This window comes from Streptomyces justiciae, assembly GCF_015163075.1.
Classification (GTDB): Bacteria; Actinomycetota; Actinomycetes; order Streptomycetales; family Streptomycetaceae; genus Streptomyces; species Streptomyces justiciae.
The window spans coordinates 742,368-766,995 of record NZ_JADDXU010000001.1 but is presented as its reverse complement, the minus strand read 5'-3'; the positions used below and the strand labels follow the sequence as shown (position 1 = coordinate 766,995).

The window sequence follows — 24,628 nt, the reverse complement described above, 5'->3', positions numbered from 1 at the left end:
CCGACGGCGAGCCGAGCCGGCCAGGCGCGGGCAGTCCCCTGTGAGGGTGGCGGCTGCCCTCCCCTGGCTCCCCGCGGGTCGCCATCGCACACGGCCTCTTCTCCCCTCCGAGGCCGGGGGCCCGCATCGACGTCCGGGGCCTGCGTGACGGCTGGGCTCGCCAGGCCCCGGACGCGTCGCCCCTGCTCCCGGCGGTGTCAGTCGCGTTGCGGGGCAGCGGCGTACGCCTCGCTCGCCTGTGCCGTCGGCTTGGGCAGATCGCGTCCTTCGATGTCCCCGTTCGGCAGGATCTTCTGAAGACCGCGCGGCAGCCACCAGCCGGCCTGGCCGACCCACATGAGCACCGCAGGCACGAACGTCATCCGAATGAGGAAGGCGTCGACCAGAACCCCGAAAGCCAGGGCGAAGGCGATCGGCTTCACGATCGCGTCCTCACCCGTGATGCCCTCCTCCAGCAGCACGGCCCGGCGGGCGTCGCCGCCGTGGGCGTACTCCTCGTGGATGCTGGAGACGACGAACACCTCGTAGTCCATGGCGAGTCCGAAGAGCACGGCCATGAGGATGATCGGCAGGAAGGACACGACCGGACCGGTCCTCGCGACGTCGATGAGGTCCGCGCCCCAGCCCCACTGGAAGACCGCGACCACGGCGCTGAAGGAGGCCGCGACCGAGAGCAGGAATCCGACAGTCGCCTTGACCGGGACCACCAGGGAACGGAAGACGATCAGCAGGATCAGCAGGCACAGGCCCACGACCACGATGGCGAAGGTCAGCAGCGAGTCGCTGAGCTTCTGCGACACGTCGACGTTGACCGCGGTCTGGCCGGTGACCTGGAGCGAGATCCCGGTCCGGGACCGGATCGAGGACTCCTTGTCCCGCAGCGCCTTGACCAGATCGCTGGTGGCCTCGTCCCCGGAGCCGGTGGTCGGCACCACGGTCAGCAGCGCGTACTCGGAGTCGAGTTGCTGGGCCGCCGAGGTGAGGGCCACGCCCTTGGTGGCGGCCAGCTCCTTGCGCACGGAGTTCAGTTCGGCGGTCAGCTGCGCGGCGGAGGACGCCTTGGCGTCGCCGGTGTTCATGAGGATGAGCAGCGGGCCGTTGAGGCCGGGGCCGAACTCCTCGGTGACGGTGTCGTAAGTCTCGCGCTGAGTGGTGCCTTTCGCGGCGCTGCCGTTGTCGGGCAGGGCGAGTTGCAGGTCGCGGGCGGGCCAGGCGACGACCAGGAGTCCGATGGTCACCAGGGCGATGGTGAGGGCGGGCGGGCGTCTTCTTCGGCCTGGGCCTGAGGCGGTCGCCGGCGAATCCCAGCAGTGCTGGGAGCATGAACGTTTCCGCAGGTCAGAAGCCTGCACAGGTGGGGCGGGTGGGACTCGAACCCACGGCCGACGGATTATGAGTCCGCTGCTCTAACCGGCTGAGCTACCGCCCCATAGCGGCGTGTCGCGTACATGTGTGCGCGCCGTCTGCCGCAGCATAGCCGCTCATACGATCTCCTGCTTCGTATGGTCGACTTCGCATGCCCTGAAGGACTCCGCCGTGACCTGCGCGGTTCCCGGCCCAGGGGTGATCACATGAAAAAGGACCCCTTCGGGGGTCCTTGTTCAACACGCTCTCCCGACTGGACTCGAACCAGTAACCTGCCGGTTAACAGCCGGCTGCTCTGCCAATTGAGCTACGGAAGATCGAAGCTCCCCCGACTGGACTCGAACCAGTAACCTGCCGGTTAACAGCCGGCTGCTCTGCCAATTGAGCTACGGAGGAATGCCTCGTTGCATCGAACGTACCTCCCTGGGTATTCGCCAGGGGGCGGGCGTCCGCTGCGACACATACATTAGCGCAAGCAGGGGGGTGCTCCGCCAATCGGTTCCCCCCGGCACCGACGCCGCACCGCAGACCTACGCAAGGGAAGGGTGGCCGCCATGCGCTACAAGCTCACTTTCGTCGCCGGGCTGGCTCTGGGTTACGTGCTGGGCACGCGTGCCGGGCGCGAGCGCTACGAGCAGCTGAAGAAGTCCGCGCGGCAGGTCTCGCAGAACCCCGCGGTCCGCAACACCGCCGAGTCGGCCGCCCAGCAGGGCCGCCAGTTCGCGGGCAAGGCGTACCACGCGGTCAGCGACAAGGTCGGCGACCGGGTGCCGGACTCGGTGGCCCAGCGGGTGCGCTCGCTGCGGGACCGCAACACCAACGGCGCCGCCGAGGACGACTGGGGAACCAGCAACACTTGAGTGCCGGGCGGGGTGACGTCGTCCGGCCCATAGAATTTTCGCCATGGGGATAGTCGCCGGGCTGGACAGTGCGCCCGATTTCACTCGTATCGTCGTCTGCGACGCGGACACGGGCGCCGTGCTCAGGCAGGGCTACGCCCCGCACCCGGTGGAGGGCCGTCCCTCCGACGTCGACCCCCAGGCCTGGCTGCTGTCCCTCGGTGAGGCGGCCGGCGGCGGGCTGCTCGAAGGCGTGCAGGCCATCGGCGTGTCCGCGCAGCAGAACGCCGTCGTGCCGCTGGACGCCCAGGGCAACACCGTCCGCCCCGCGCTCGTCGGCGGCGACAAGCGTGCCCAGGTCGCGGCGGCCGACCTCATCGACGCGCTCGGCGGACGCGAGGCATGGGCGCAGGCCGTGGGGTGCGTGCCGCAGGCGCCGCAGCCGGTGACCAAGCTGCGCTGGCTGGTGAAGAACGAGCCCGACGCCGCGCTGCGCACCGCCGTCCTCCTCCAGGCCCACGACTGGCTCGTCTGGCAGCTTCTCGGGCGGCCCGTACGACGGACCACCGACCGCGGCGGCGCCTCCGGCACCGGCTACTGGTCCGCCGCCACCGGCGCCTACCGCACGGACCTCGTCGAGCTGGCGCTCGGTCACCAGGCCATGCTGCCCGAGGTGATCGGGCCCTCGGAGGCGGCCGGTACGACCCCGGAGGGACTGCTGATCTCCGCCGGGACCGGCGAGACCATGGCCGCCGCGTTCGGGCTGGGGATCGGGCTCGGCGACGCCGTCGTGTCGCTCGGCGCCTCCGGGTCCGTGATGGCCGTGCACCCCGAGGCCCTCGTCGACAGCTCCGGGATGATCACGTCCCTCGCCGACGCGACCGGCATGCACCTGCCCGTCGTCACCACCCTGAACGCCGTCCGCACCCTGCGCGGCACCGCCGAGCTGCTCGGGCTGCCCGATCTGGAGGCGCTGTCCGAGCTGGCGATGAAGTCGACGCCGGGCGCCCATGGGCTCGTACTGCTGCCCTACCTGGAGGGTGAGCGGACGCCGAGTCTGCCGCACACCGCCGGGACGCTCGCCGGGCTGCGGCGGGAGTCGATGAAGCCCGAGCATCTGGCGCGGGCCGCGTTCGAGGGCATGCTGTGCGGGCTCGCCGACGCCCTCGACGTGCTGCGCGGGCGGGGCGTGGAGGTGCGGCGGGTCTTTCTGCTGGGGGCCGCCGCCGAGCTGTCGGCTGTGCAGGCCGCGGCACCCGCGATCTTCGGCGCCCAAGTCGTCGTACCGCAGCCCGCCGACTACGCGGCGATCGGGGCTGCCCGGCAGGCCGCTTGGGCGCTCGGGGTCTCGCAGGGCACGCTCGACCCGCGCACCCCGCCGGCCTGGCAGGGGGCGGCCGCGCAGATCCTGGAGCCCGGCGAGGAGCTGGCGGTGGGGCAGGCCGTGCGGCAGCAGTTCGTGTCGGTGCGGGAGCAGACCCATCCGAACGCCTTCCGCGGCTGACCGTCCGAGGGCGTCTTCCGCCCATAAGGCGGTAAAGAGCACTGCTGTCGGCTTAATCGGTTGAGGTAACGCGGGGGGAGTGTCCGACGATAGGGGCCAGGGGCAACCACCTCCGGCCCCTGTCGCCGACTCCGAGAGACGTAGCGTGCTCATACGACTTCTGCGGACCTATCTCAGGCCCTACAAGAAACCCATCGGTGTGCTGGTCCTGCTGCAGTTCCTGCAGACCTGCGCCACCCTCTACCTGCCCACGCTCAACGCCGACATCATCGACCAGGGCGTGGTGAACGGGGACACGGGCTACATCCTGTCCTACGGCGCCCTGATGATCGGGATCTCGCTGGCCCAGGTGGTGTGCAACATCGGGGCCGTCTACTACGGCGCCCGGACGGCCTCGGCGCTCGGACGGGACGTGCGGGCCGCGGTCTTCGACCGGGTGCAGTCGTTCTCGGCCCGGGAAGTGGGCCACTTCGGCGCGCCCTCGCTGATCACCCGGACCACGAACGACGTCCAGCAGGTGCAGATGCTGGCGCTGATGACGTTCACCCTGATGGTGTCGGCGCCCATCATGTGCGTGGGCGGCATCGTCCTCGCCCTCGGCCTGGACGTGCCGCTGTCGGCGGTGCTGGTCGCCGTCGTACCGACGCTGGGCATCTGCGTGACGCTGATCGTACGGCGGCTGCGGCCGCTGTTCCGGTCCATGCAGGTGCGGCTGGACACCGTGAACCGGGTGCTGCGCGAGCAGATCACCGGCAACCGCGTGATCCGCGCCTTCGTGCGGGACCAGTACGAGGAGGAGCGGTTCCGGAAGGCCAACAGCGACCTCACCGACATGTCGCTGGCCACCGGCAACATGCTGGCGCTGATGTTCCCCGTGGTGATGACGACGGTGAACCTGTCGTCGATCGCGGTGGTGTGGTTCGGTGCCCATCGCATCGACAGCGGCGGGATGCAGATCGGCGACCTGACCGCGTTCCTCGCCTATCTGATGCAGATCGTGATGTCCGTGATGATGGCCACCTTCATGTTCATGATGGTGCCGCGCGCGGAGGTGTGCGCCGAGCGCATCCAGGAGGTCCTCGGGACCGACTCCAGCGTCGTCCCGCCGCTCGCCCCCGTCACCGAGCTGCGCCGGCACGGGCACCTGGAGATCCGGGACGCGGGCTTCCGCTACCCGGGCGCCGAGGAGCCGGTGCTGAAGGCCGTCGACCTGGTGGCCCGGCCCGGTGAGGTGACCGCCGTGATCGGCTCGACCGGCAGCGGCAAGTCGACGCTGCTGGGGCTGGTACCGCGGCTGTTCGACGCGACCGAGGGCGAGGTGCTGGTCGACGGGGTCGCGGTCGCGGACGTCGAGCCGACGCTGCTGGCGAGGACGGTCGGGCTCGTGCCGCAGAAGCCGTACCTCTTCGCCGGGACCGTCGCCACGAACCTGCGCTACGGCAACCCGGACGCCACGGACGAGGAGCTGTGGCACGCGCTGGAGGTGGCGCAGGCCAAGAGCTTCGTAGAGGGTCTGGAGAACGGCCTCGACTCCCCCATCGCCCAGGGCGGCACGAACGTCTCCGGCGGTCAGCGGCAGCGGCTCGCCATCGCCCGGACGCTGGTCCAGCGGCCCGAGATCTATCTCTTCGACGACTCCTTCTCCGCGCTCGACTACGCCACCGACGCGGCCCTGCGCGCGGCGCTCGCCGCGGAGACGGCGGAGGCGACCGTGGTGATCGTCGCCCAGCGGGTGGCGACCATCCGCGACGCCGACCGGATCGTCGTCCTCGACGAGGGCCGGGTCGTCGGCACCGGCACGCACCACGAACTGATGGCGGACAACGAGACCTACCGGGAGATCGTGCTCTCCCAGCTGACGGAAGCGGAGGCTGCCTGATGGCCGGGCCCATGGGGCGGATGATGGCCGGCGGCGGCCCGGACAGCCGTTCGCTGGACTTCAAGGTGTCGGGCCGGCGGCTGATCGGGCAGTTCCGGCCGGAGCGGTTCACCGTCTACACGCTCGTCGCGTGTGTCGTGGTGAGCGTGGCGCTGAACTCGATCGGGCCGTGGATCCTCGGCAAGGCCACCGACCTGGTCTTCGCGGGCATCATCGGCCGGCAGATGCCGGCCGGGGCCTCGAAGGAGGAGGTCCTCGCCGGGATGCGCGAGCGCGGTGACTCCGCGATCGCCGACATGCTGGGCAGCAGCGACTTCACCCCCGGCGAGGGCATCGACTTCACCGCCGTGGGACATGTGCTGCTGCTCGCGACCGGTGCGTTCCTCATCGCGGGTCTGCTGATGGCGGTGGCGACGCGGCTGGTCAACCGGGCCGTGAACCGCACGATGTTCCGGCTGCGGGAGGACGTGCAGACGAAGATGTCGCGGCTGCCGCTGTCGTACTTCGACAAGCGGCAGCGCGGCGAGGTGCTGTCCCGGGCGACGAACGACATCGACAACATCGGGCAGACCCTCCAGCAGTCGATGGGCCAGCTCATCAACTCGCTGCTGACGATCATCGGTGTGCTCGCGATGATGTTCTACGTCTCCTGGCTGCTGGCGCTGGTCGCGCTGGTGACCGTGCCGCTGTCGTTCGTCGTCGCCACCCGCGTCGGCAAGCGGTCGCAGCCGCACTTCGTGCAGCAGTGGCGCTCCACCGGCAAGCTCAACGCGCATGTCGAGGAGATGTACACCGGGCACACCCTGGTCAAGGTCTTCGGGCGGCAGGACGAGTCGGCGCAGCAGTTCGCCGAGCAGAACGAGGCGCTGTACGAGGCCGGGTTCAAGGCGCAGTTCAACAGCGGGGTCATGCAGCCGCTGATGATGTTCGTGTCGAACCTCAACTACGTGCTGGTGGCGGTGGTCGGCGGTCTGCGGGTCGCGTCGGGTGCCCTCTCCATCGGTGACGTGCAGGCCTTCATCCAGTACTCCCGCCAGTTCTCGATGCCGCTGACGCAGGTCGCGTCCATGGCGAACCTCGTGCAGTCCGGCGTCGCCTCCGCCGAGCGGGTCTTCGAACTCCTCGACGCCGAGGAGCAGGAGGCCGACCCGGTCCCGGGGCTCCGCCCGGAGGACCTGCGCGGACGGGTCGCGCTGGAGAACGTCTCCTTCCGCTACGACCCCGAGAAGCCGCTGATCGAGGACCTGTCGCTGAAGGTCGAGCCCGGTCACACGGTCGCGATCGTCGGCCCGACCGGCGCCGGAAAGACCACGCTCGTCAACCTGCTCATGCGGTTCTACGACGCCTCCGGCGGCCGGATCACCCTCGACGGGGTGGACATCGCGAAGATGTCCCGGGACGAACTGCGGGCCCAGATCGGCATGGTGCTCCAGGACACCTGGCTGTTCGGCGGCACCATCGCGGAGAACATCGCCTACGGCGCCTCCCGCGAGGTCACCCGCGGCGAGATCGAGGAGGCCGCGCGCGCCGCGCACGCCGACCGGTTCGTCCGGACGCTGCCCGACGGCTACGACACGGTGATCGACGACGAGGGCACGGGCGTCAGCGCCGGTGAGAAGCAGCTCATCACCATCGCGCGGGCGTTCCTGTCCGACCCGACGATCCTGGTCCTCGACGAGGCCACGTCGTCCGTCGACACCCGCACCGAGGTGCTGATCCAGAAGGCGATGGCCAAACTCGCCCACGGCCGCACGTCGTTCGTGATCGCCCACCGCCTCTCCACCATCCGGGACGCGGACACGATCCTGGTGATGGAGAACGGCTCGATCGTGGAACAGGGCGCGCACGCGGACCTGTTGGAGGCGGATGGCGCCTACGCCCGCCTGTACAAGGCACAGTTCGCGCAGGCGGTGGCCGAGGTGGACTAATGAGGGTGGGGGGCTGGTCCAACCTAGGGGCGCGGGGAACTGCGCGACCAGCCCCCACAAACCCGCACCCGGCATCAATCCAGATAGCCCCTCAACTGATCCGCAAAAGCATGATCTCGCAGCTTGTTGAGCGTCTTCGACTCGATCTGCCGAATCCTCTCCCGCGTCACGCCGAAGATGCGGCCTATCTCCTCCAGCGTGCGCGGCCGCCCGTCGACCAGCCCGTACCTCAGCTGTACGACCTTCCGTTCCCGCTCCCCCAGAGTCGACAGCACCGCCTCCAGATGCTCCCTGAGCAGCAGGAACGCCGCCGACTCCACAGGTGACGTCGCGTCGCCGTCCTCGATCAGGTCCCCCAGGGCTACGTCGTCCTCCTCGCCCACCGGCGCGTGCAACGACACCGGTTCCTGGGCCAGCCGCAGCACCTCACTCACGCGTTCCGGCGCGAGGTCGAGGTGGCCTGCCACCTCCTCCGGCGTCGGTTCGTAGCCGCGTTCCTGCAGCATGCGGCGCTGGACGCGGACGACCCGGTTGATCAGCTCGACGACATGGACCGGCACGCGGATGGTGCGGGCCTGGTCGGCGAGGGCGCGGGACATGGCCTGGCGGATCCACCAGGTGGCGTACGTCGAGAACTTGTAGCCGCGGGCGTAGTCGAACTTCTCGACCGCGCGGATCAGGCCCAGGTTCCCTTCCTGGACCAGGTCGAGCATGGTCAGGCCGCGGCCGACGTACCGTTTGGCCACCGACACCACCAGGCGCAGGTTCGCCTCGATGAGGCGGCGCTTGGCCATGCGGCCCATCACGACCAGGCGGTCCAGGTCGAGGGCGAGCTGGCTGTCGAGGTCGGGCGTGGTGCTGAGCTTCTCCTCCGCGAACAGGCCCGCCTCGACGCGCCGGGCGAGCTCGACCTCCTCGGCCGCGGTGAGCAGCGGGATGCGGCCTATCTCGCGGAGGTACTGGCGGAACAGGTCGGAGGACGGGCCGCTGGTGTCGGCGCGGTTGCGGGCGGCCGGTTCCGGGGCCTCCGGGACCTCGACCGGCTCGGGCGCCTCCACGGCCTCCGCGCTCTCCAGCGCGTCGGCGGGCGGCTCCTCGGGCTCGGTCTCGGGGTGGTGCACGACACGGTTCTGCGGGGGGACCGCGACGAGAACGTCGGTCTCGGCGTCCGGCTCCGTGGCGTCCGTACTGTTCTCGGTCTGGGTGAGGGTCTGGGTCTGCACGGGGGCGACCTCCAGGATGATCGCTGCAGAGTGCGGCAGCGCTGTTTCGGGGGCGGAGTCGGCGGCCTCGCCGCTGTCCGTCCCGTACGCGATGAGCGGAACCGCGGGGGTCTGGGACCCGTTGGGGACGGATCGGCCGCGCTCCGAGGACTCAGGCACCGGAACCCAGTGTGGAGTACGACACATCGCCGCCACGAGGGGCGTGCGGTGACTTTTTGAGTCCGGTCCGTGACCGGGTGGTTACCCTGACGGACGCGACACGCTCAGAGAGCTGCGGCTCCGTGCTCTCGCAGCGCCTGGTCGTACTGCTGGAGTACCCACAATTCGTTCTGCACTGCCGCCAGTTCGGCCGGGTCTCCGTGCGTTCCGAGACGGGTCAGGGTGCTCTGGATGTCGCGGACGCGGCGCTCGACGGCCCGGCGGCGGACCGCGACGAGCTGGATGCCCGCGTAGATCTCGTCGACGGTCTTGCGCATGATCGCCTCGACGGCGAGCTCCGTGACCATCGCGCGGACCGCGTCGTCGGGGGCGGCCTCGCGGACCCGGACGAGGTAGTCCTGCGCGTCCTGGGTGCCGTACTCGGCGCCGCCCGCCTCCATGATCGCCTGGCGTACGGCGGCGTAGGGGGCGGCGGTGAACTCGTCGATGCCGTAGGCGTCGAAGGCCGGGGAGACCAACTCGGGGCGCTGGAGGGCGAGTTTCAGCAGCTCGCGCTCGGTGGCGTAGACGGGGTTGCGGAGTTGCAGCGCCGGGCCGCCGGCGGTCGGGCGCTGGGTGGCCTCGTACGGCTGCTGCGGGCCACCGCGGGAAGGGGCGGGGGCGCCCTTGCCGCCGCGGTCGCGGGCCCAGCGGGCCAGCTGGGCGACGCGCTTGACGACGAACTGGGTGTCGAGGATGCCGAGCATGCCGGCGAGCTGGACGGCGACCTCGTGCTGCGCGCCGCTGTTCTTGATGCGGGCGACGATCGGGGCGGCCTCGTCGAGGGCGGCGGCGCGGCCCGCCGGGGTGTCGAGGTCGTAGCGGACGACGATCTGGCGGAGCGCGAACTCGAAGAGCGGCGTACGGGGTTCGACCAGGTCGGCGACCGCCTCGTCGCCCTTCGCCAGGCGCAGTTCGCAGGGGTCCATGCCGTCGGGGGCGATGGCGATGTAGGTCTCGGCGGCGAACTTCTGGTCGTCCTCGAAGGCGCGCAGGGCCGCCTTCTGGCCGGCCGCGTCGCCGTCGAAGGTGAAGATCACGCGGGCGCTGCCGTTGTCCATCAGCAGCCGGCGGAGGATCTTGATGTGGTCGCCGCCGAAGGCGGTGCCGCAGGTCGCGATCGCGGTCGTAACGCCGGCCAGGTGGCAGGCCATCACGTCGGTGTAACCCTCGACCACCACCGCGCGGCTGGCCTTGGCGATGTCCTTCTTCGCCAGGTCGATGCCGTACAGGACCTGGGACTTCTTGTAGATCGCCGTGTCGGGTGTGTTGAGGTACTTGGGGCCGTTGTCCGCTTCGTAGAGCTTGCGGGCGCCGAAGCCGACCACGTCGCCGCCGATGTCGCGGATGGGCCACATCAGGCGGCCGCGGAAGCGGTCGATGGGGCCGCGGCGGCCCTCCTGGGAGAGGCCCGACAGGAGGAGTTCCTTGTCGGTGAAGCCCTTGCCGCGGAGGTAGCGGGTGAGGTGGTCCCAGCCCTGGGGGCTGTAGCCGACGGAGAAGTGCTCGGCGGCGGCCTGGTCGAAGCCGCGCTCGGCGAGGAACTTGCGGCCGGTGTCGGCCTCCGGGCTGGTCGCCAGCTGTTCCACGTACCAGTCGGCGGCGATCTTGTGGGCCTCGACCAGGCGGATGCGTTCGCCGCGCTGGTGGGCCGGGTTGTACCCGCCCTCCTCGTAGCGCAGCGCGATGCCGGCCTGGCCGGCCAGGCGCTCGACCGCCTCGGAGAAGGTGAGGTGGTCGACCTTCATCACGAACGTGATGGTGTCGCCGCCCTCCTGGCAGCCGAAGCAGTGGAAGAGTCCCTTGCTCGGGCTGACCTGGAAGGACGGCGACTTCTCGTCATGGAACGGACAGAGGCCCTTGAGGTTGCCCCCGCCCGCGTTGCGCAGCTGGAGGTACTCGGACACCACGGCGTCGATCGGGACCGCGTCCCGTACCGCCTTCACGTCCTCGTCGTTGATCCGTCCAGCCACGAGGTGATTCTACGGTGGTGGACTGACACTCAAGAGACGAGGCTTTCGAGCGGAACGTGCGGGTCCGCCAGCGCCTCCGTGTCCACCTGTGTCTTCGTCCGGATCAGCTGCTGGATCGGGTCCGTGACGTCCCACACGTTCACGTTCATCCCGGCCAGCACCCGGCCCTCCTTCACCCAGAACGCGATGAACTCACGCTTTCCGGCGTCCCCGCGAATCACCACTTCGTCGTACGACCCCGGGGGCGCCCAGCCGCTGTACTCCATCCCCAGGTCGTACTGGTCGGAGAAGAAGTAGGGGACCCGGTCGTAGACGAGGTCCTGGCCGAGCATCGCGCGGGCCGCGGCGGGGCCGCCGTTGAGGGCGTTGGCCCAGTGCTCCACGCGCAGCCTGCTGTCGAAGAGGGCGTGGTGGAAGGAGGCGACGTCACCGGCCGCGTGGATGTCGGGGTCGGAGGTGCGCAGCCGGTCGTCGACCGCGACACCGCCGCCGTGCGCCCGGTCGGCGAGCTCCAGTCCCGCCGCCTCCGCGAGGGCGGTGCGCGGGGCCGCGCCGATCGCGGCGAGGACGTCGTGGGCCGGGTGTTCCTCGCCGTCGTCGGTGCGGGCGGCCAGCACCATGCCGTCCTGGCCGACGATCTCGGTGAGCTGGGCGCCGAAGTGGAAACGGACGCCATGCTCCCGGTGCAGGTCGGCGAAGAGGCCGCCGAGCTCCGGGCCGAGGACGCCGTGCAGCGGGGTCGGGGCGGGCTCGATGATCGTGACCTCGGCGCCGTACTCCCGGGCCGCCGCCGCGACCTCCAGGCCGATCCAGCCGGCGCCCGCGATCACGAGATGGCCGTTGTCCCGGCCGAGCGCGGCCAGGACGCCCTTGAGGCGTTCCGCGTGGGCGAGGCGGCGCAGATGGTGGACGCCCGCGAGGTCGGTACCCGGGATGTCCAGGCGGCGGGGTTCGGCCCCGGTGGCCAGAAGCAGCTTGTCGTAGTGGACGAGCGTGCCGTCGTCGCCGAAGCGGACGGTCTTGGCCTTGCGGTCGATCGCGTCGACCGTCTGGCCGAGGTGCAGCTCGATGTCGTTGCGCGCGTACCAGGCCGGTTCGTGCACGAAGACGCTGTCGCGTTCCTCCTTGCCGAGCAGGTAGCCCTTGGAGAGGGGCGGGCGCTCATAGGGGTGGTCGCGTTCGTCGCAGATCAGTATCACGCGACCGGTGAAGCCCTCCGCTCGGAGCGTCTCGGCCGCCTTGGCGCCGGCGAGACCGCCCCCGACGATCACGAATGTCTGGTCCGCGTCGACCACTTGATGCCTCCTCGTAAGGGTGCCGCCACATGGGAGCGTCCCGCACGCAGCGTGATGGGGGAAGAGGGAGTGGCCCGATCAGGCCACGGAGGGTCACATTCGGGCGTGTTTCGCTTCACCCATGGCACATCTGTCTCACATATGCCCGGTAAGACGAGCGTGAAGCGATCGCGCCGACGCGTCCGTGAGGGACGCGATCTGGTCGACGATCACCCGCTTGCGGGCCCGGTCGTCGGTCGCCTGGTCGAAGAGCGCCCGGAACTGCGGGTCGAGCCCGTCCGGGGCGCGGACGGTGAGCGCCTCGGCGAGTTCCGCGACCACGATCCGCTGGTCGGCCCGCAGCCGCTCCTGCTCGGCGCGCTGCATCACGTACCGGTCGGCTACGGCCTTGAGGACCGCGCACTCCAGCCGCGTCTCGTGCGGTACGACGAGTTCGGCGGCGTATCTCGTGAGCGGGCCGGCGCCGAACGCCGCGCGCGTGGCGCCCTCGGCGGCGAGACAGAAGCGGCCGATGAGCTGGCTGGTGGCGTCCTTCAGGCGGGCCTGGGCGACGGCGGAACCGTCGTAGCCGTGCGGCCACCACGGCTGGTCCTGGAGCCGGTCGAGGGCCGCGGCGAGCTCGGCGGGGTCGGTGTCGTCGGGGACGTACCGGCCGAGGGCCACCGCGAAGACCGCCTGCCGTTCCGGTTCCGCGTGCAGGCAGTTGGGGTCGATGTGGCCCGCGTGCAGGCCGTCCTCCACGTCGTGCACCGAGTACGCCACGTCGTCGGACCAGTCCATGACCTGCGCCTCGAAGCAGGTGCGGGTGCCGGGGGCGTCCTTGCGGACCCAGTCGAAGACGGGGCGGTCGTCCTCGTAGACGCCGAACTTCGGCGACGTCTGCGCTCCGCGGGGCCAGGGGTACTTGGTGGCCGCGTCGAGGGTGGCGCGGGTGAGGTTCAGGCCTACCGAGCCTTCCTCGGTGAAGCGTTTGGGTTCGATGCGGGTGAGGAGGCGCAGGGATTGCGCGTTGCCCTCGAAGCCGCCGCAGTCCTCGGCGAACTCGTTGAGAGCCTGTTCGCCGTTGTGACCGAACGGGGGGTGGCCGAGGTCGTGGGCGAGGCAGGCGGCTTCGACCAGGTCGGGGTCACAGCCGAGGGCTGCGCCCAGTTCTCGGCCTACCTGGGCGCACTCCAGGGAGTGCGTGAGGCGGGTTCTGGGGCTGGCGTCCCAGGCCTGGCTTCGGGTGCCTGGGGTGACGACCTGCGTTTTTCCGGCGAGCCTTCGCAGCGCGGCCGAGTGGAGGATGCGGGCGCGGTCGCGTTGGAAGGCGGTGCGGCCGGGGCGCTTGTCCGGCTCCGGGGCCCAGCGGTCTGTTGAGGGCAGGTCGTACGGCATGACTCGACAGTACGGGCAGGGACTGACAATTCGCCGGTTCGTCTGCCTTGTTCTGTCAGACGGCGAGTGCGGGTTGTTCGTGGTTGCTCGCGCCGTTCCCCGCGCCCCTTAGGGACGTCATCTGGTCGTACCTGTGCAGCAGCAGGCTCGCCATCGCCTCGTGCGTCCCTAGCGGCGCCGACGCTATCCACGGTGCCGCCTCCGCACACTCCGTCGCGAAGCGGCCGGGGGCCGTGAAGTAGGAGGCGATCGCCACACGGTCGTAGCCTCTCGCCGTCAGGGCCTCGATCGCCGCCGGGACCGTGGGGGCCGCCGTCGTCGCGTAGGCCGGGACCACCGGGACTCCGAGGCGGGTCGACAGCAAAGTCGCCATACGGGCCATGTCCACCTTCGACTCGGGGTCGCGTGAGCCGGCCGCCGCCAGGACCACCGCGCTGCCCGGCCTCGGGGTCTCCTCCCAACCCGCCTCCACCAGGCGGGCGTGCAGCGCGTCCACCAGCAACGGGTGCGGGCCCAACGCCGACGCCACGCGTGCGCGTACCTGCGTCTCGGCGGCCATCTCCGGGATGTCCCGCTTCACGTGGTAGCCGCGGCTCAGCAGGAGCGGGACGAGGATCGCCTCGCGGTTGCCGAGGGTCTTGAGGGTGTCGGTCAGCAGCGGCTCGTTGAGCTCGATGTGGCCGAGGTGGACCGGAAGGCCGGGGCGCTGGGCGCGGACCTTGTCGAGGAGGCTGCGTACGGTGCTCAGGGCGCGCGGGTCGCGGCTGCCGTGGGCCACGACGACGAGCGCGGGCGGCTCGGGGCGCCGCCTGCCGTCGAGGGACACGAGGCTGAGCTGGCTGGCGAGCTGGCTGCTGATCCGGTTCATGAGGTGCGCCGTACTGTCGAAGTGGACTGCCTTGGACTCGTCGCGAGGAGCTCTCGAATTACTCGACGCCGTCATGGACCGATGGTGGCCGGGGGACGTTGCCGCCCCGTTGCATGAAGATAACGGGGATTTTCCGTGGGTTCACCGTCGCCCGGTAAGGCGGTGTGAGGTGGGCTGACCTGCGGTTTCGTGGGTGTGCGTGAGGCTGGTCACGTGTGCGGCGGCGAACCGTGGAGGCTTACAGCACGTCCCTGACTGTCGAAGGACGACCTGGGAGGGACCCCGTGAGACTGCGCCGACCCCGTCTGCCGCGCACCCGTACCGGGCAGCGGCGGCTCGTGCAGGCCGTGATGGCCGGGTGTGTGCTGGCGCTGCTCCCGGCGACCTGGATGTACGTCGTCACGGGCGACCGGCTGCGCACGACCGCGGACGTGCCGCGCACCGAGGTCGCCGTGGTCTTCGGCGCCGGGCTGTGGGACGGGGAGCCGTCGCCGTATCTCGCGCACCGGCTGGACGCGGCGGCGAAGCTGTACCGGGAACAGAAGATCAAGGTCGTCCTCGTCACCGGCGACAACAGCCGGGAGGACTACGACGAGCCCGACGCGATGCGGGCCTATCTGACGCGGCACGGGGTTCCCGACGCCCGCATCGTCAGTGACTACGCCGGGTTCGACACCTGGGACTCCTGCGTCCGGGCCAAGAAGATCTTCGGCGTGGACCGCGCCGTGCTGATCAGCCAGGGCTTCCACATCCGGCGGGCGGTCGCGCTGTGCGAGGCGGCCGGTGTGACGTCGTACGGCGTCGGGGTCGACGCCAAGCACGACGTGACCTGGTACTACGGCGGCACCCGCGAGATCTTCGCCGCCGGCAAGGCCGCGCTGGACGCCGTCTTCGAGCCCGATCCCCGGTTCCTCGGGCCCAAGGAACCGGGGGTGCGCGAGGCGCTGGCTAGCGGCCGGTGAACTTGGGGGCGCGTTTCTCCAGGAACGCGGTCATGCCCTCCTTCTGGTCGTGGGTCGCGAACAGGGCGTGGAACACCCGGCGTTCTTGACGACCTCCCCGGTCCGAGGCCGGGAAATGCCGGCCATGCCGTTGCGCACCTCCGGGCCACTACGTTCGACGGCTCGGAGCAGCGGGGCCGGGACGGGGCGGGCAGGACGAGGCAGTATTACCGGAAGAAGCGCTGGCCTCCGGGGTGCCGGCGGTCCCGGCGGCACGCTGAATCCGCGCTCGACTCCGCGCGTCGCAGGAAGCGCGGAGAGTCGATCTTCGTGCCGTCGGACAGGACGGCGTGCGCCTGCGCAGGCGCCCTCACCGTGGCCGGGGTGCGGCGGGGAGGTCGCCGTGCCGCTCGCGTAACAGGGAGCCGCCGCGCACGTAACACGGCGGAAGCACGCTGAAGGGCATGCAGAACACCGCGACGCCCACCCACTGCCCCTACTGCGCCCTGCAGTGCGGGATGAATCTCACGCCCGTCCCGGACGGGGGCGTGGAGGTCACCGAGCGCGCGGACTTCCCGGTGAACCGGGGGGCGCTGTGCGGCAAGGGCCGGACAGCGCCCGCGGTGCTCTCGTCGAGCGTCCGCCTGACCTCCCCGTTGGTGCGCTCCGGGGGCACGCTGGTGCCCGCGACGTGGGACGAGGCGCTGGACCGGATCGCCGAGGAGCTGCAACGTACGCGTGCGGAACATGGTCCGGACGCGTGCGGGGTGTTCGGCGGGGGCGGCCTGACGAACGAGAAGGCGTACACGCTGGGCAAGTTCGCCCGGGTCGTCCTCGGCACCTCACAGATCGACTACAACGGCCGTTTCTGCATGTCCTCGGCCGCGGCCGGCGGCATCAAGGCGTTCGGCCTGGACCGCGGGCTGCCGTTCCCGCTGGAGGACATCCCGAAGACCGGGTGCGTGATCCTCGTCGGCTCCAACCTCGCCGAGACCATGCCGCCGTCGCTGCGTTTCTTCACCGAGCTGAAGGAGAACGGCGGCACCCTGATCGTCGTCGACCCGCGCCGGACGAAGACCGCCGACCAGGCCGACCTGCATCTGATGCCGCGCCCGGGCACCGATCTCGCCCTGGCGCTGGGACTGCTGCACCTGATCGTCGCCGAGGGGCGGGTCGACGAGGCGTACGTCGCCGAGCGCACCGCCGGCTGGGAGGACGCGCGGGCGGCAGCCATGGCGCACTGGCCGGAGTACGTGGAGCGGATCACCGGCGTGCCGGTGCCCCAACTCCGGGAAGCCGTACGGATGTTCTGCGAGCCCGAGGCCGCGATGGTGCTCACCGCGCGCGGGCCCGAGCAGCAGTCCAAGGGCACCGACACCGTGGGCGCGTGGATCAACCTGTGCCTGGCGACCGGTCGGGCGGGCAAGCCGCTGTCCGGGTACGGCTGCCTGACCGGGCAGGGCAACGGGCAAGGCGGGCGTGAACACGGGCAGAAGGCCGACCAGTTGCCCGGCTACCGCAAGCTCGACGACCCGGCCGCGCGACGCCATGTCGCCGAGGTGTGGGGCGTCGACCCCGACTCCCTCCCCGGCCCGGGGCGCAGTGCGTACGAACTCCTCGACGCGCTCGGCCAGGACATCAAGTCCCTGCTGCTGATGGGCTCCAACCCGGTGGTGTCGGCGCCGCGGGCCGCGCACATCGAGGAGCGCATCAAGTCCCTCGACTTCCTTGCCGTCTGTGACGTCGTGCTCTCCGAGACGGCCGCCCTCGCGGACGTCGTCCTGCCGGTCACCCAGTGGGCCGAGGAGACGGGGACCACGACCAACCTGGAGGGCAGGGTGCTGCTGCGCCGGCAGGCGATCACCCCTCCCGAGGGCGTGCGCAGCGACCTGGAGGTCATGCACGAACTCGCCGACCGGCTGGGCGTGGAGAAGGGCTTCCCGACCGACCCGGAGGAGGTCTTCGAGGAGCTGCGCCGGGCCAGCGCGGGCGGCGTGGCCGACTACTCCGGGATCACCTATCGCCGGCTGGCGGAGGAGAACGGGGTGTTCTGGCCCTGCCCGACCCAGGACAGCGACACACACCCCGGCACGCCCCGCCTCTTCCTCGACCGCTTCGCCACCGACGACGGCCGGGCCCGCTTCGTGCCGGTCTCGCACCGGGCGTCGGCGGAGGAGCCCGACGACGAGTACCCGGTGCTGCTGACGACCGGCCGGGTCGTCGCCCAGTACCAGTCCGGTGCGCAGACCCGCCGGGTCGACGAGCTGAACGCCGCCGCGCCGGGCCCGTTCGTGGAGCTGCACCCGCGGCTCGCGGCCCGGCTCGGTGCCGCCGAGGGCGACCCGGTGGCGGTCGTGTCCCGGCGCGGCCGCGCGGTGGCGCCGGCCCGGATCACCACCGGCATCCGCCCCGACACGGTCTTCATGCCCTTCCACTGGCCCGGCGAGGGCCGCGCCAACACCCTCACCAACCCGGCGCTGGACCCGACCTCACGGATGCCGGAGTTCAAGACGTGCGCGGTGCGGGTGGAGGCGGTCAAGTCCTGAGAGCGGCCGGGGACTTGTAGTCAGCCCAGGGTGAGCCAGTCGCCGGTCTCGATACGGCGGCCCCGCAGGCGCAGCCGATGGGCTACGGCGGGGGCTGCGACGTACACCCAGGCCCGCACCCGTGTCCCGTCGGCCTCCCGGACCACCTCGCGCTCGACCCGCTCGTAGAGGTTGCGGGGGTCGCCGGGGGCGTACTCCTCCAGGCGGTCGAGGGCGACGAGCAGGGCGGCGTACTCCTCGGGGCGGGCGGTGACGAGGTCGCCGTAGACGATGCCGGGTTCCTCCACCGCGTACGGATATCCGGGGCCGTCGTACAGGGCCGCGTCGTGCAGGCATGCCGGTTCCTCGGACCGGGTACGGCCGCGCAGGAAGTGGTCGTGGTTGGGCTCACCTGGGCGGAGGGTGCCGTAGACGAAGAACGGGAGGGAGGGCGGGGGCAGGGGCGCGAGGCTCACAGAAACGATTCTCTCTCCACACACACCGGCACAGACGCGGTATGGACATGACAGGCCTGTGCCTTTTGAATCTCCTCCAGCACGAGCGCCTCCCCCACGCGCCCCAAGGCGCCTTTCTGAGGAGACAGATGAGCCGAATACGCTCAGTCCGCCCTGTCCGCTCCCTCCCCTCCCTGCGGAGTTCCCGGCTCGCCGCGGCCGGGGTGGCCGCCACCACCACCGCTCTGCTGGCGGCCGCACTCGTCCCCGCCGCCGACGCGGCCGACAGACCGACCCGGGCCACCGCCGTCGACAACGCGGCCTCGGTACTGGTCGAGCGGGCCGCCGCGCTGGGGCTGACGTCCGCGCAGGAGACCAAGGTGCGGGACGTCGTCGTCGACAAGGACGGCACCCAGCACGTGCGTTACGACCGCACGTACCGCGATCTGCCGGTGCTGGGCGGCGACTTCGTCGTCCACCTGGCGCCGGACGGGTCGTACGAAGGCGTCAACCGGGCGACGAAGAAGGCGATCTCGCTGTCCCGCGTGACGCCCACGCTGTCCGCCCCGAAGGCCGCCGACCTCGCCGCGAACGCGCTGCGCGCCGCCAACCTCGGCGAGACGCTGAAGAAGCTGACCGCCAAGCCGCAGCTGGTCGTCGACGCCCTGCACGGCACGCCCAGGCTGGCCTGGCGCACCGAGGCCGTGGCCCAGGACACGCAGGGCAACCCGGTCGCGCGCGTGGTGCTGACCGACGCGGGGACCGGGGCGCAGATCGACGCCTGGGACTCCCTGGAGAGCGCCTCGGGCGACGGCAAGTCGCTGTACGGCGGGACGGTGCCGCTTCAGACGACGCTGTCGGGGTCGACGTACCAGCTCAAGGACCCGACGCGCGGGAACACGTACACCGGTGACGCGGCCAACAAGACCGACCTGTGCATCCTCGGCATCTGCTTCAGCCGCGCCCCCGCGACGCTGTTCACGGACGCCGACAACCACTGGGGCACGGGGGCGACTTCGGACCGGGCGACGGCGGCGGTCGACGCGCAGTACGGCACCGACGTCACCTGGGACTACTACAAGAACGTCCACGGGCGGAACGGCATCGCCGGGGACGGCAAGGGGTCGTACAACCGCGTCCACTACGGCAACAGCTACAACAACGCCTTCTGGGACGACAGTTGCTTCTGCATGACGTACGGCGACGGTGACGGGACGCAGCTCGGTCCGCTGGTGTCGCTGGACGTGGCGGGGCACGAGATGTCGCACGGGGTGACGTCGAAGACGGCGGCACTGACGTACTCGGGTGAGTCCGGCGGGCTCAACGAGGCGACGTCCGACATCTTCGGGACGCTGGTGGAGTTCTACGCCGCGAACTCCTCCGACCCCGGGGACTATCTGATCGGCGAGAAGATCGTCCGGTCCGGCTTCGGGCGGGACGCGCTGCGCTACATGGACAAGCCGTCGAAGGACGGCAACTCCGCCGACTGCTGGAGCTCCTCGGTCGGGAACCTCGACGTCCACTACTCGTCCGGCGTCGCGAACCACTTCGCGTATCTGCTGGCCGAGGGCAGCGGGGCGAAGACGGTCAACGGCGTCAGCTACAACTCGCCTACCTGCAACGGCGGTTCGGTGTCGGGGATCGGGCGGGACAAGCTGGGTGCCATCTGGTACCGGGCGCTGACCGTCTACATGACGTCCTCGACGAACTACGCGGGTGCCCGGACCGCGACGCTGAACGCGGCGAGGGACCTGTACGGGGCCGGGAGCACGGAGTACAACGCGGTGGCCGCGGCGTGGAGCGCGGTGAACGTCGGCTGACCGGTGGACTGATGTAGATGCGGTGGCGGTGCGGTGACGGGCCCGACCGGGTTCCGTCGCCGCACCGCCGACCGGCTCAGCTCGCGTCCGGCGCGGGCTCCTCGGCCTCGGGGGACGCGGGCAGGGTCGCCAGTACCGCCGTCACCTGTTGTCGCATGCCGTCGGGGAGGCCTCCGTCCTGTGCCGTGCCCACCAGTTCGTCGGCGAGCACGTGCAGCTTGGTGTTGGTGTTCTGGGAGATCCTGACCAGCACGTCCCAGGCGTCCTCGGGGCTGAGCGCGAACGTCGCCATCAGGATGCCCCGCGCCTGGTCGATCGCGGGCCGCGTCTGCATGGCGCGGCGCAGCTGGACGACCTCGTTGCGCAGTTCCTGCTCGTCGTGGTTCAGGGTGGGCTCCCCCGGTGTGAACAGTGGCCAGGTGCCGGTCGCGGTCAGCAGGTGCCGCACCGCGGGGCCGGCGGATCGGATGGTGAGCGTTCTGCCGCGTTCCAGCGCGTGCCGCCGGGCGGTCAGCAGGGCGTTGAGGCCGGAGCAGTCGCAGAACGCCGTACCGCTCAGGTCCAGGTCGACACCGCGGGCGGCGCGCGCCACGGCCTCCCGCAGGGCTCGCTCCAGTGCCGGGACGGCGCTGATGTCGAGCTCGCCGCGGATCGTGACGCGTACGTGGCCGCTCGGGGACGGCACGTCCGTGGTCAGGTCCAGGACCTCGTCAACCGCCGTCGGTGCGTGCATTTCCGCCGTCCTTGTCGAGTCCGCTCGCTCCGCTTCCAGCTTCCGCACCGCGCCTTCACACGTCAAGAGATACCGGAAATTTAATTCAGTCTTTTGGTTACGCGAATCAGAGGTCATATGCTGGGGGGTATGGGAGAAGTGCCGGAACCACACTCGGGGTGGACGTTCCTGACCAGTCACGCCCGTGTGCTGGCAGCCATCGCCGAGGACCAGTCCACCCGCATCCGTGACATCGCGGCCCGCTGCCGGCTCACCGAGCGTGCCGTCCAGAAGATCATCTCGGATCTGGAGAGCGACGGGTATCTGACCCACAGGCGCGAGGGCAGATCGAACACGTACCGCATCCAGCCGGGAACGATCCTGCGTCATCCGGCGGAGTCGGGACTGACCGTGGCGGAACTCCTGAACCTGCTGGCCAATCACGACGCTCGGCGGGAGGCGGCCGAGGGGTGAGGTCGGTGGCGCCCGCCCCGGGCCAGGCCGCCTCACCGTTCACGCCGTAGCGGCCCCCACCGCTCCTCCTGTTCGGCGACCTCCCGTTCCGCCTGTCCGATGACGTCCTCGTCGATCCAGCCGACGGGTTCCACGTCCCGGACGAGGGGTTCGTTGTCGGGGCCGCGGCCCGCCACCCGGCCGACCAGGACCCACGGGCGTACGCCGGGACCCTTCTCGCGCGGCAGATGCGAGTAGTCGTGCAGCCGGCGCGCCACCCACAGCTCGGTCGAACGGTCCTGCCACCAGGGTTCGACGTCGAGCGGGTTGGCGGACAGGCCCGGCATGCTCACCCCCGTGAGGTCGTCGGTACTGACGGCCGTCTCCTCCAGATCGGCCTCCGGCCCGCGCGACCAGCGGACGAACAGCCGCTCACCGCGCTCCACCAGCTCGGCCAGTTCCTTCAGGCTGCGCAGGACGGGCAGCGCGTCCGCGCCGGTCGTCGGCTTGTCCGGGGCGGTCATCGGCGGTGTCTCCTCGGGATACGCACGCGCGCCGGGTACCCGGGGGGACGGGGTGACGAACCTTGGCAGAGCCCCACCGGCGCGGTCACGAGGACTGCGGCCCGCCGGGCCCGTGCCCTCGCGGTGCGCGCCCGGTCGGCCCGGGCCTCCGCGGCGATCCGGGCGACGGGGACGGCCGCGGGCAGCCCGGAGACGTCGGCCCGTTGCGGCAGCGGCCCGGCCCCCGGCATCGAGGCCGGCCGCCAGGCGTCGCCGGGTTCACCGCCCAGCCGCACCTCCGCCAACAGCCGACGCAGAAGGCCGGCCCCCTTCCGGGAACCGGCCCTCCGCGATCACACCTCAGGCCGCGAGCTCGGCCTCCGTCTCCTGCTCCTGCGCCTGCGCCGCGGGCGCCGGCCCCTCCTTGCCGTCCCGCATGACCAGGACCGCCAGCAGGGCCGCCGTCAGGACGCCGATCGCGCTGACCGTGAAGGTCGTCGACATCGAGGAGGCGAAGGCTTCCCGGGCGGTGTGCAGCAGGCTCGCGTCGCCCACGGTCGCCGCGCCGGCGATCGAGTGGCGGGCCGCCTCCGGGGCGTCGGCCGGCATCTCCGCCGTGTAGCCGCTGGAGAGGAGCGAGCCCAGGATGGCGATGCCGAGTGCCGTGCCCGCCTGCTGGATTGTGTCGTTGAGGGCCGAGCCGACGCCCGCCTTGTCGGCCGGGATCGTGCCCATCAGGGCGCCCACCGCGGCCGGCATCGCCAGTCCCGCGCCGAGGCCCAGCAGCCCGAGGGCCACCGCCGGGACGGTGAAGCCGGACGCCGCGTCCACCGTCGTCAGCAGCGCGAAGCACGCCACCATCACGAGCATCCCCGCGAGGATCACGAACCGGTTGCCGATGCTCGCCGCCAGCTTCACGCCCAGGCCGTTGCCGACGAGCGCGGCGATCGCGAGCGGCAGGAACGCCAGGCCCGCCTTGATCGGCGAGTAGCCGAGGACGAACTGGAGGTACTGGGTCAGGACGAGCAGCAGTCCGCCGTTGCCGATCTGGACCAGGGCCAGGGAGAGCGAACCACCGCTGAAGTTGCGGTGCTTGAAGAGGACCAGCGGGACCATCGGGGCCTTGGTGACGTTCTCCCAGACGACGAAGCCGGCCAGCGCGCCGAGCGCAGTCATCAGGGTGAGCGTCTGGCTGCCGCCGAGGCCGCCGTGCAGCGGCAGCTCGATGATCCACCACACCAGGGCCGTCATCCCGGCCGCCGACAGCACCGCGCCCAGCGGGTCGGCCTTCTGCCAGGGCGCCCTCGACTCCGGCATCAGCACGACCCCGGCGATCAGCGCCAGCACCACGATCGGCACGTTGATGAAGAAGATCGAGTGCCAGGAGAAGTGGTCGATCAGGACGCCGCCCAGCACCGGGCTGCCCACCAGGCCCAGCATCGACACCGAGCCCCAGGCCGCCATCGCCTTGCCGCGCTCGTCCTCGTCGAAGACGGTGATGAGGATCGAGAGCGTCGACGGCATGATCAGCGCTCCGCCCACGCCCATCGCCACCCGGACCGCGATGACCTCGCCCGGGCTCGTGCACAGCGTCGCCGCCAGGGACGCCGCCCCGAAGACCAGGAGCCCGATCAGCATCACCTTCCGGCGGCCGAAGCGGTCGCCCAGGCTGCCCGAGGTCAGCAGCAGTCCGGCGAAGACCAGGATGTAGGAGTCGAGGATCCACTGGGTGTCACGGGCGCTCGCGCCCAGGTCCTCGGCCATCGACGGCACCGCGACGGTCAGCGCCATGCTGTCGACCGTCAGCACCAGCGTGCTCAGGCAGAGCACGATCAGAATCCACCAACGACGCGGGTTACGCGGTTCCATCGCCAACATCCCCTCACTGCTGCGAACACCGTTCCTTCGATGCGAACACTGTACGCATGCCGGAACAGTGTGCGCAACCCATGGGCTCTGTACGCTGGTTGCGCACGCCGTACGCACCGCAGCCCGAGGAGTCACCGTGCCCCCCAAGGCCAAGCCCGCCGCCACCCCCCTCCCCTCCGTCTGGGCCCGTGAGCAGCGCACCCCCGACCAGCCCGCCCTCAGCCGGGCGGCGATCGTGCGGGAGGCGGTCGCGATGCTCGACGCCGACGGCATCGAGGCGCTGAGCATGCGCAAGCTGGGCGCCCGCCTCAACGCCGGCGCGACCTCGCTCTACCGGCACGTCGCGACCAAGGACGAGCTGATGGAGCTCGCCGTGGACGAGGTCGCCGCCGAGATCCGCGTACCGGAGCTCCAGGACGGCGCGGCGTGGCGGGCCGCCGTCACCGAGGCCGCCGCCGGGTTCCGCGCCACGGCCCTGCGGCACCCCTGGCTCTCCTCGGTCCTCGGCCAGGCCGGCCTCGCCTACCTCGGCCCCAACCTCATGACCTACTCCGAGCGTCTCGCCGCGCTGTTCACGGCGGCCGGTTTCCCGGAGCCGAGCCGCGCCATCGACACCGTGCTGTCGTACGTCATCGGCATGAGCACCACCGAGGCCGCCTGGCTCACCACCGTCGCCCGCTCCGGCGAGACCGAGGCCACGTTCATCGCCCGCCTGATGCCCGCCGCCCAGCAGGCCGCCGCCGGCCACGAGCACCTCGCCGGCTCCTACACGGACGCCGCCGCGATCACCGACCCGGTCGCCCTGCGCGACGAGAAGTTCCGCTACGGCCTGGCGGTCGTCCTCGACGGGCTCGCCCTGCGGCTGCCGAAGTGACATCGGGCCGGGCCTTTGGTCCCGACA

At 70.9% G+C, this 24,628-nt stretch carries 19 protein-coding genes, 3 tRNA genes and 2 pseudogenes; 9 read left to right on the top strand and 15 right to left on the bottom strand.

The annotated features are described in order from the left end of the window. Positions 1–197 precede the first annotated feature (197 nt). The 4 genes from IQ210_RS03375 to IQ210_RS03360 all read right to left on the bottom strand — a co-directional run bounded on the left by IQ210_RS03375 (position 198) and on the right by IQ210_RS03360 (position 1,761). On the bottom strand, positions 198–1,238 hold the full coding sequence (locus tag IQ210_RS03375) for an MMPL family transporter (protein ID WP_322656305.1): 1,041 nt from the start codon (positions 1,236–1,238) through the stop codon (positions 198–200). A 117-nt stretch (positions 1,239–1,355) separates the two neighbouring features. Beyond that, a tRNA-Ile gene (locus tag IQ210_RS03370) sits at positions 1,356–1,429 on the bottom strand. Positions 1,430–1,609: 180 nt separating this feature from the next. Then, a tRNA-Asn gene (locus IQ210_RS03365) sits at positions 1,610–1,682 on the bottom strand. 6 nt (positions 1,683–1,688) lie between these two features. Further along, a tRNA-Asn gene (locus IQ210_RS03360) sits at positions 1,689–1,761 on the bottom strand. Between the two features lie 158 nt (positions 1,762–1,919). Here IQ210_RS03360 and IQ210_RS03355 point away from each other — a divergent pair. The 4 genes from IQ210_RS03355 to IQ210_RS03340 all read left to right on the top strand — a co-directional run bounded on the left by IQ210_RS03355 (position 1,920) and on the right by IQ210_RS03340 (position 7,515). Continuing rightward, positions 1,920–2,225: a YtxH domain-containing protein gene (locus IQ210_RS03355; protein ID WP_126271740.1), complete on the top strand. Its 306-nt coding sequence runs from the start codon at positions 1,920–1,922 to the stop codon at positions 2,223–2,225. Positions 2,226–2,268: 43 nt separating this feature from the next. Continuing rightward, the gene (locus tag IQ210_RS03350; RefSeq protein WP_194076710.1) at positions 2,269–3,708 is read left to right on the top strand and encodes a xylulokinase; all 1,440 of its coding nucleotides are present in this window, start codon (positions 2,269–2,271) and stop codon (positions 3,706–3,708) included. Between the two features lie 145 nt (positions 3,709–3,853). Beyond that, positions 3,854–5,587 carry an ABC transporter ATP-binding protein gene (locus tag IQ210_RS03345; RefSeq protein ID WP_194076708.1) on the top strand — a complete coding sequence of 578 codons (1,734 nt, stop codon included), beginning with the start codon at positions 3,854–3,856 and terminating at the stop codon, positions 5,585–5,587. Beyond that, positions 5,587–7,515 carry an ABC transporter ATP-binding protein gene (locus IQ210_RS03340; protein WP_194076705.1) on the top strand — a complete coding sequence of 643 codons (1,929 nt, stop codon included), beginning with the start codon at positions 5,587–5,589 and terminating at the stop codon, positions 7,513–7,515. The genes IQ210_RS03345 and IQ210_RS03340 overlap by 1 nt, the downstream gene beginning before the upstream one ends. A gap of 74 nt (positions 7,516–7,589) precedes the next feature. On the opposite strand, the gene IQ210_RS03335 is transcribed toward IQ210_RS03340, so the two are convergent. The 5 genes from IQ210_RS03335 to IQ210_RS03315 all read right to left on the bottom strand — a co-directional run bounded on the left by IQ210_RS03335 (position 7,590) and on the right by IQ210_RS03315 (position 14,449). Further along, complete coding sequence (locus tag IQ210_RS03335; protein WP_194076703.1) at positions 7,590–8,897, bottom strand: RNA polymerase sigma factor; 1,308 nt, start codon at positions 8,895–8,897, stop codon at positions 7,590–7,592. 104 nt (positions 8,898–9,001) lie between these two features. Continuing rightward, on the bottom strand, positions 9,002–10,909 hold the full coding sequence (gene dnaG / locus IQ210_RS03330) for a DNA primase (RefSeq protein ID WP_194076701.1): 1,908 nt from the start codon (positions 10,907–10,909) through the stop codon (positions 9,002–9,004). Positions 10,910–10,938: 29 nt separating this feature from the next. Next, positions 10,939–12,204: an NAD(P)/FAD-dependent oxidoreductase gene (locus tag IQ210_RS03325; protein WP_194076699.1), complete on the bottom strand. Its 1,266-nt coding sequence runs from the start codon at positions 12,202–12,204 to the stop codon at positions 10,939–10,941. A gap of 135 nt (positions 12,205–12,339) precedes the next feature. Continuing rightward, entirely contained in the window at positions 12,340–13,581 is a 1,242-nt protein-coding gene (locus tag IQ210_RS03320) for a deoxyguanosinetriphosphate triphosphohydrolase (protein ID WP_194076697.1), read from the bottom strand. Positions 13,582–13,636: 55 nt separating this feature from the next. Then, on the bottom strand, positions 13,637–14,449 hold the full coding sequence (locus IQ210_RS03315; RefSeq protein ID WP_228046724.1) for a sirohydrochlorin chelatase: 813 nt from the start codon (positions 14,447–14,449) through the stop codon (positions 13,637–13,639). 284 nt (positions 14,450–14,733) lie between these two features. Between IQ210_RS03315 and IQ210_RS03310 the strand changes: the two genes are divergently transcribed. Beyond that, on the top strand, positions 14,734–15,411 hold the full coding sequence (locus IQ210_RS03310) for a SanA/YdcF family protein (RefSeq protein ID WP_322656304.1): 678 nt from the start codon (positions 14,734–14,736) through the stop codon (positions 15,409–15,411). Here IQ210_RS03310 and IQ210_RS03305 read toward each other — a convergent pair. Continuing rightward, positions 15,398–15,496, bottom strand: a pseudogene (locus IQ210_RS03305) (enoyl-CoA hydratase); the annotation flags it as partial. The gene IQ210_RS03310 and the pseudogene IQ210_RS03305 overlap by 14 nt on opposite strands. Positions 15,497–15,854: 358 nt before the next feature. Here IQ210_RS03305 and IQ210_RS03300 point away from each other — a divergent pair. Next, positions 15,855–17,936, top strand: a complete 2,082-nt coding sequence (locus IQ210_RS03300) for a molybdopterin oxidoreductase family protein (RefSeq protein ID WP_194076693.1) — start codon at positions 15,855–15,857, stop codon at positions 17,934–17,936. Between the two features lie 20 nt (positions 17,937–17,956). Here the strand turns inward: IQ210_RS03300 and IQ210_RS03295 are convergent, their stop codons facing one another. Beyond that, positions 17,957–18,376, bottom strand: a complete 420-nt coding sequence (locus IQ210_RS03295) for a gamma-glutamylcyclotransferase family protein (protein WP_194077084.1) — start codon at positions 18,374–18,376, stop codon at positions 17,957–17,959. Positions 18,377–18,519: 143 nt separating this feature from the next. Here IQ210_RS03295 and IQ210_RS03290 point away from each other — a divergent pair, with 143 nt between their 5' ends. Next, positions 18,520–20,190 (top strand): M4 family metallopeptidase, encoded by a 1,671-nt coding sequence (locus IQ210_RS03290; protein WP_194076691.1) that lies wholly within the window; start codon positions 18,520–18,522, stop codon positions 20,188–20,190. A 76-nt stretch (positions 20,191–20,266) separates the two neighbouring features. On the opposite strand, the gene IQ210_RS03285 is transcribed toward IQ210_RS03290, so the two are convergent. Continuing rightward, on the bottom strand, positions 20,267–20,923 hold the full coding sequence (locus IQ210_RS03285; RefSeq protein ID WP_194076689.1) for an STAS domain-containing protein: 657 nt from the start codon (positions 20,921–20,923) through the stop codon (positions 20,267–20,269). 129 nt (positions 20,924–21,052) lie between these two features. On the opposite strand from IQ210_RS03285, the gene IQ210_RS03280 reads away from it, so the two are divergent. Beyond that, complete coding sequence (locus tag IQ210_RS03280; protein ID WP_194076687.1) at positions 21,053–21,376, top strand: helix-turn-helix transcriptional regulator; 324 nt, start codon at positions 21,053–21,055, stop codon at positions 21,374–21,376. A gap of 32 nt (positions 21,377–21,408) precedes the next feature. Here IQ210_RS03280 and IQ210_RS03275 read toward each other — a convergent pair whose 3' ends face one another. From IQ210_RS03275 to IQ210_RS03270, 3 genes and pseudogenes are all read right to left on the bottom strand, one after another. Then, the gene (locus IQ210_RS03275; RefSeq protein WP_194076685.1) at positions 21,409–21,879 is read right to left on the bottom strand and encodes a DUF6098 family protein; all 471 of its coding nucleotides are present in this window, start codon (positions 21,877–21,879) and stop codon (positions 21,409–21,411) included. 65 nt (positions 21,880–21,944) lie between these two features. Continuing rightward, positions 21,945–22,175, bottom strand: a pseudogene (locus tag IQ210_RS47075) (type II secretion system F family protein); the annotation flags it as partial. Positions 22,176–22,218: 43 nt separating this feature from the next. Further along, positions 22,219–23,727, bottom strand: coding sequence for an MFS transporter (locus IQ210_RS03270; RefSeq protein ID WP_194076683.1), 1,509 nt, complete (start codon positions 23,725–23,727; stop codon positions 22,219–22,221). 136 nt (positions 23,728–23,863) lie between these two features. On the opposite strand from IQ210_RS03270, the gene IQ210_RS03265 reads away from it, so the two are divergent. After that, positions 23,864–24,601 (top strand): TetR/AcrR family transcriptional regulator, encoded by a 738-nt coding sequence (locus IQ210_RS03265; RefSeq protein WP_194076681.1) that lies wholly within the window; start codon positions 23,864–23,866, stop codon positions 24,599–24,601. Positions 24,602–24,628: the final 27 nt, after the last annotated feature.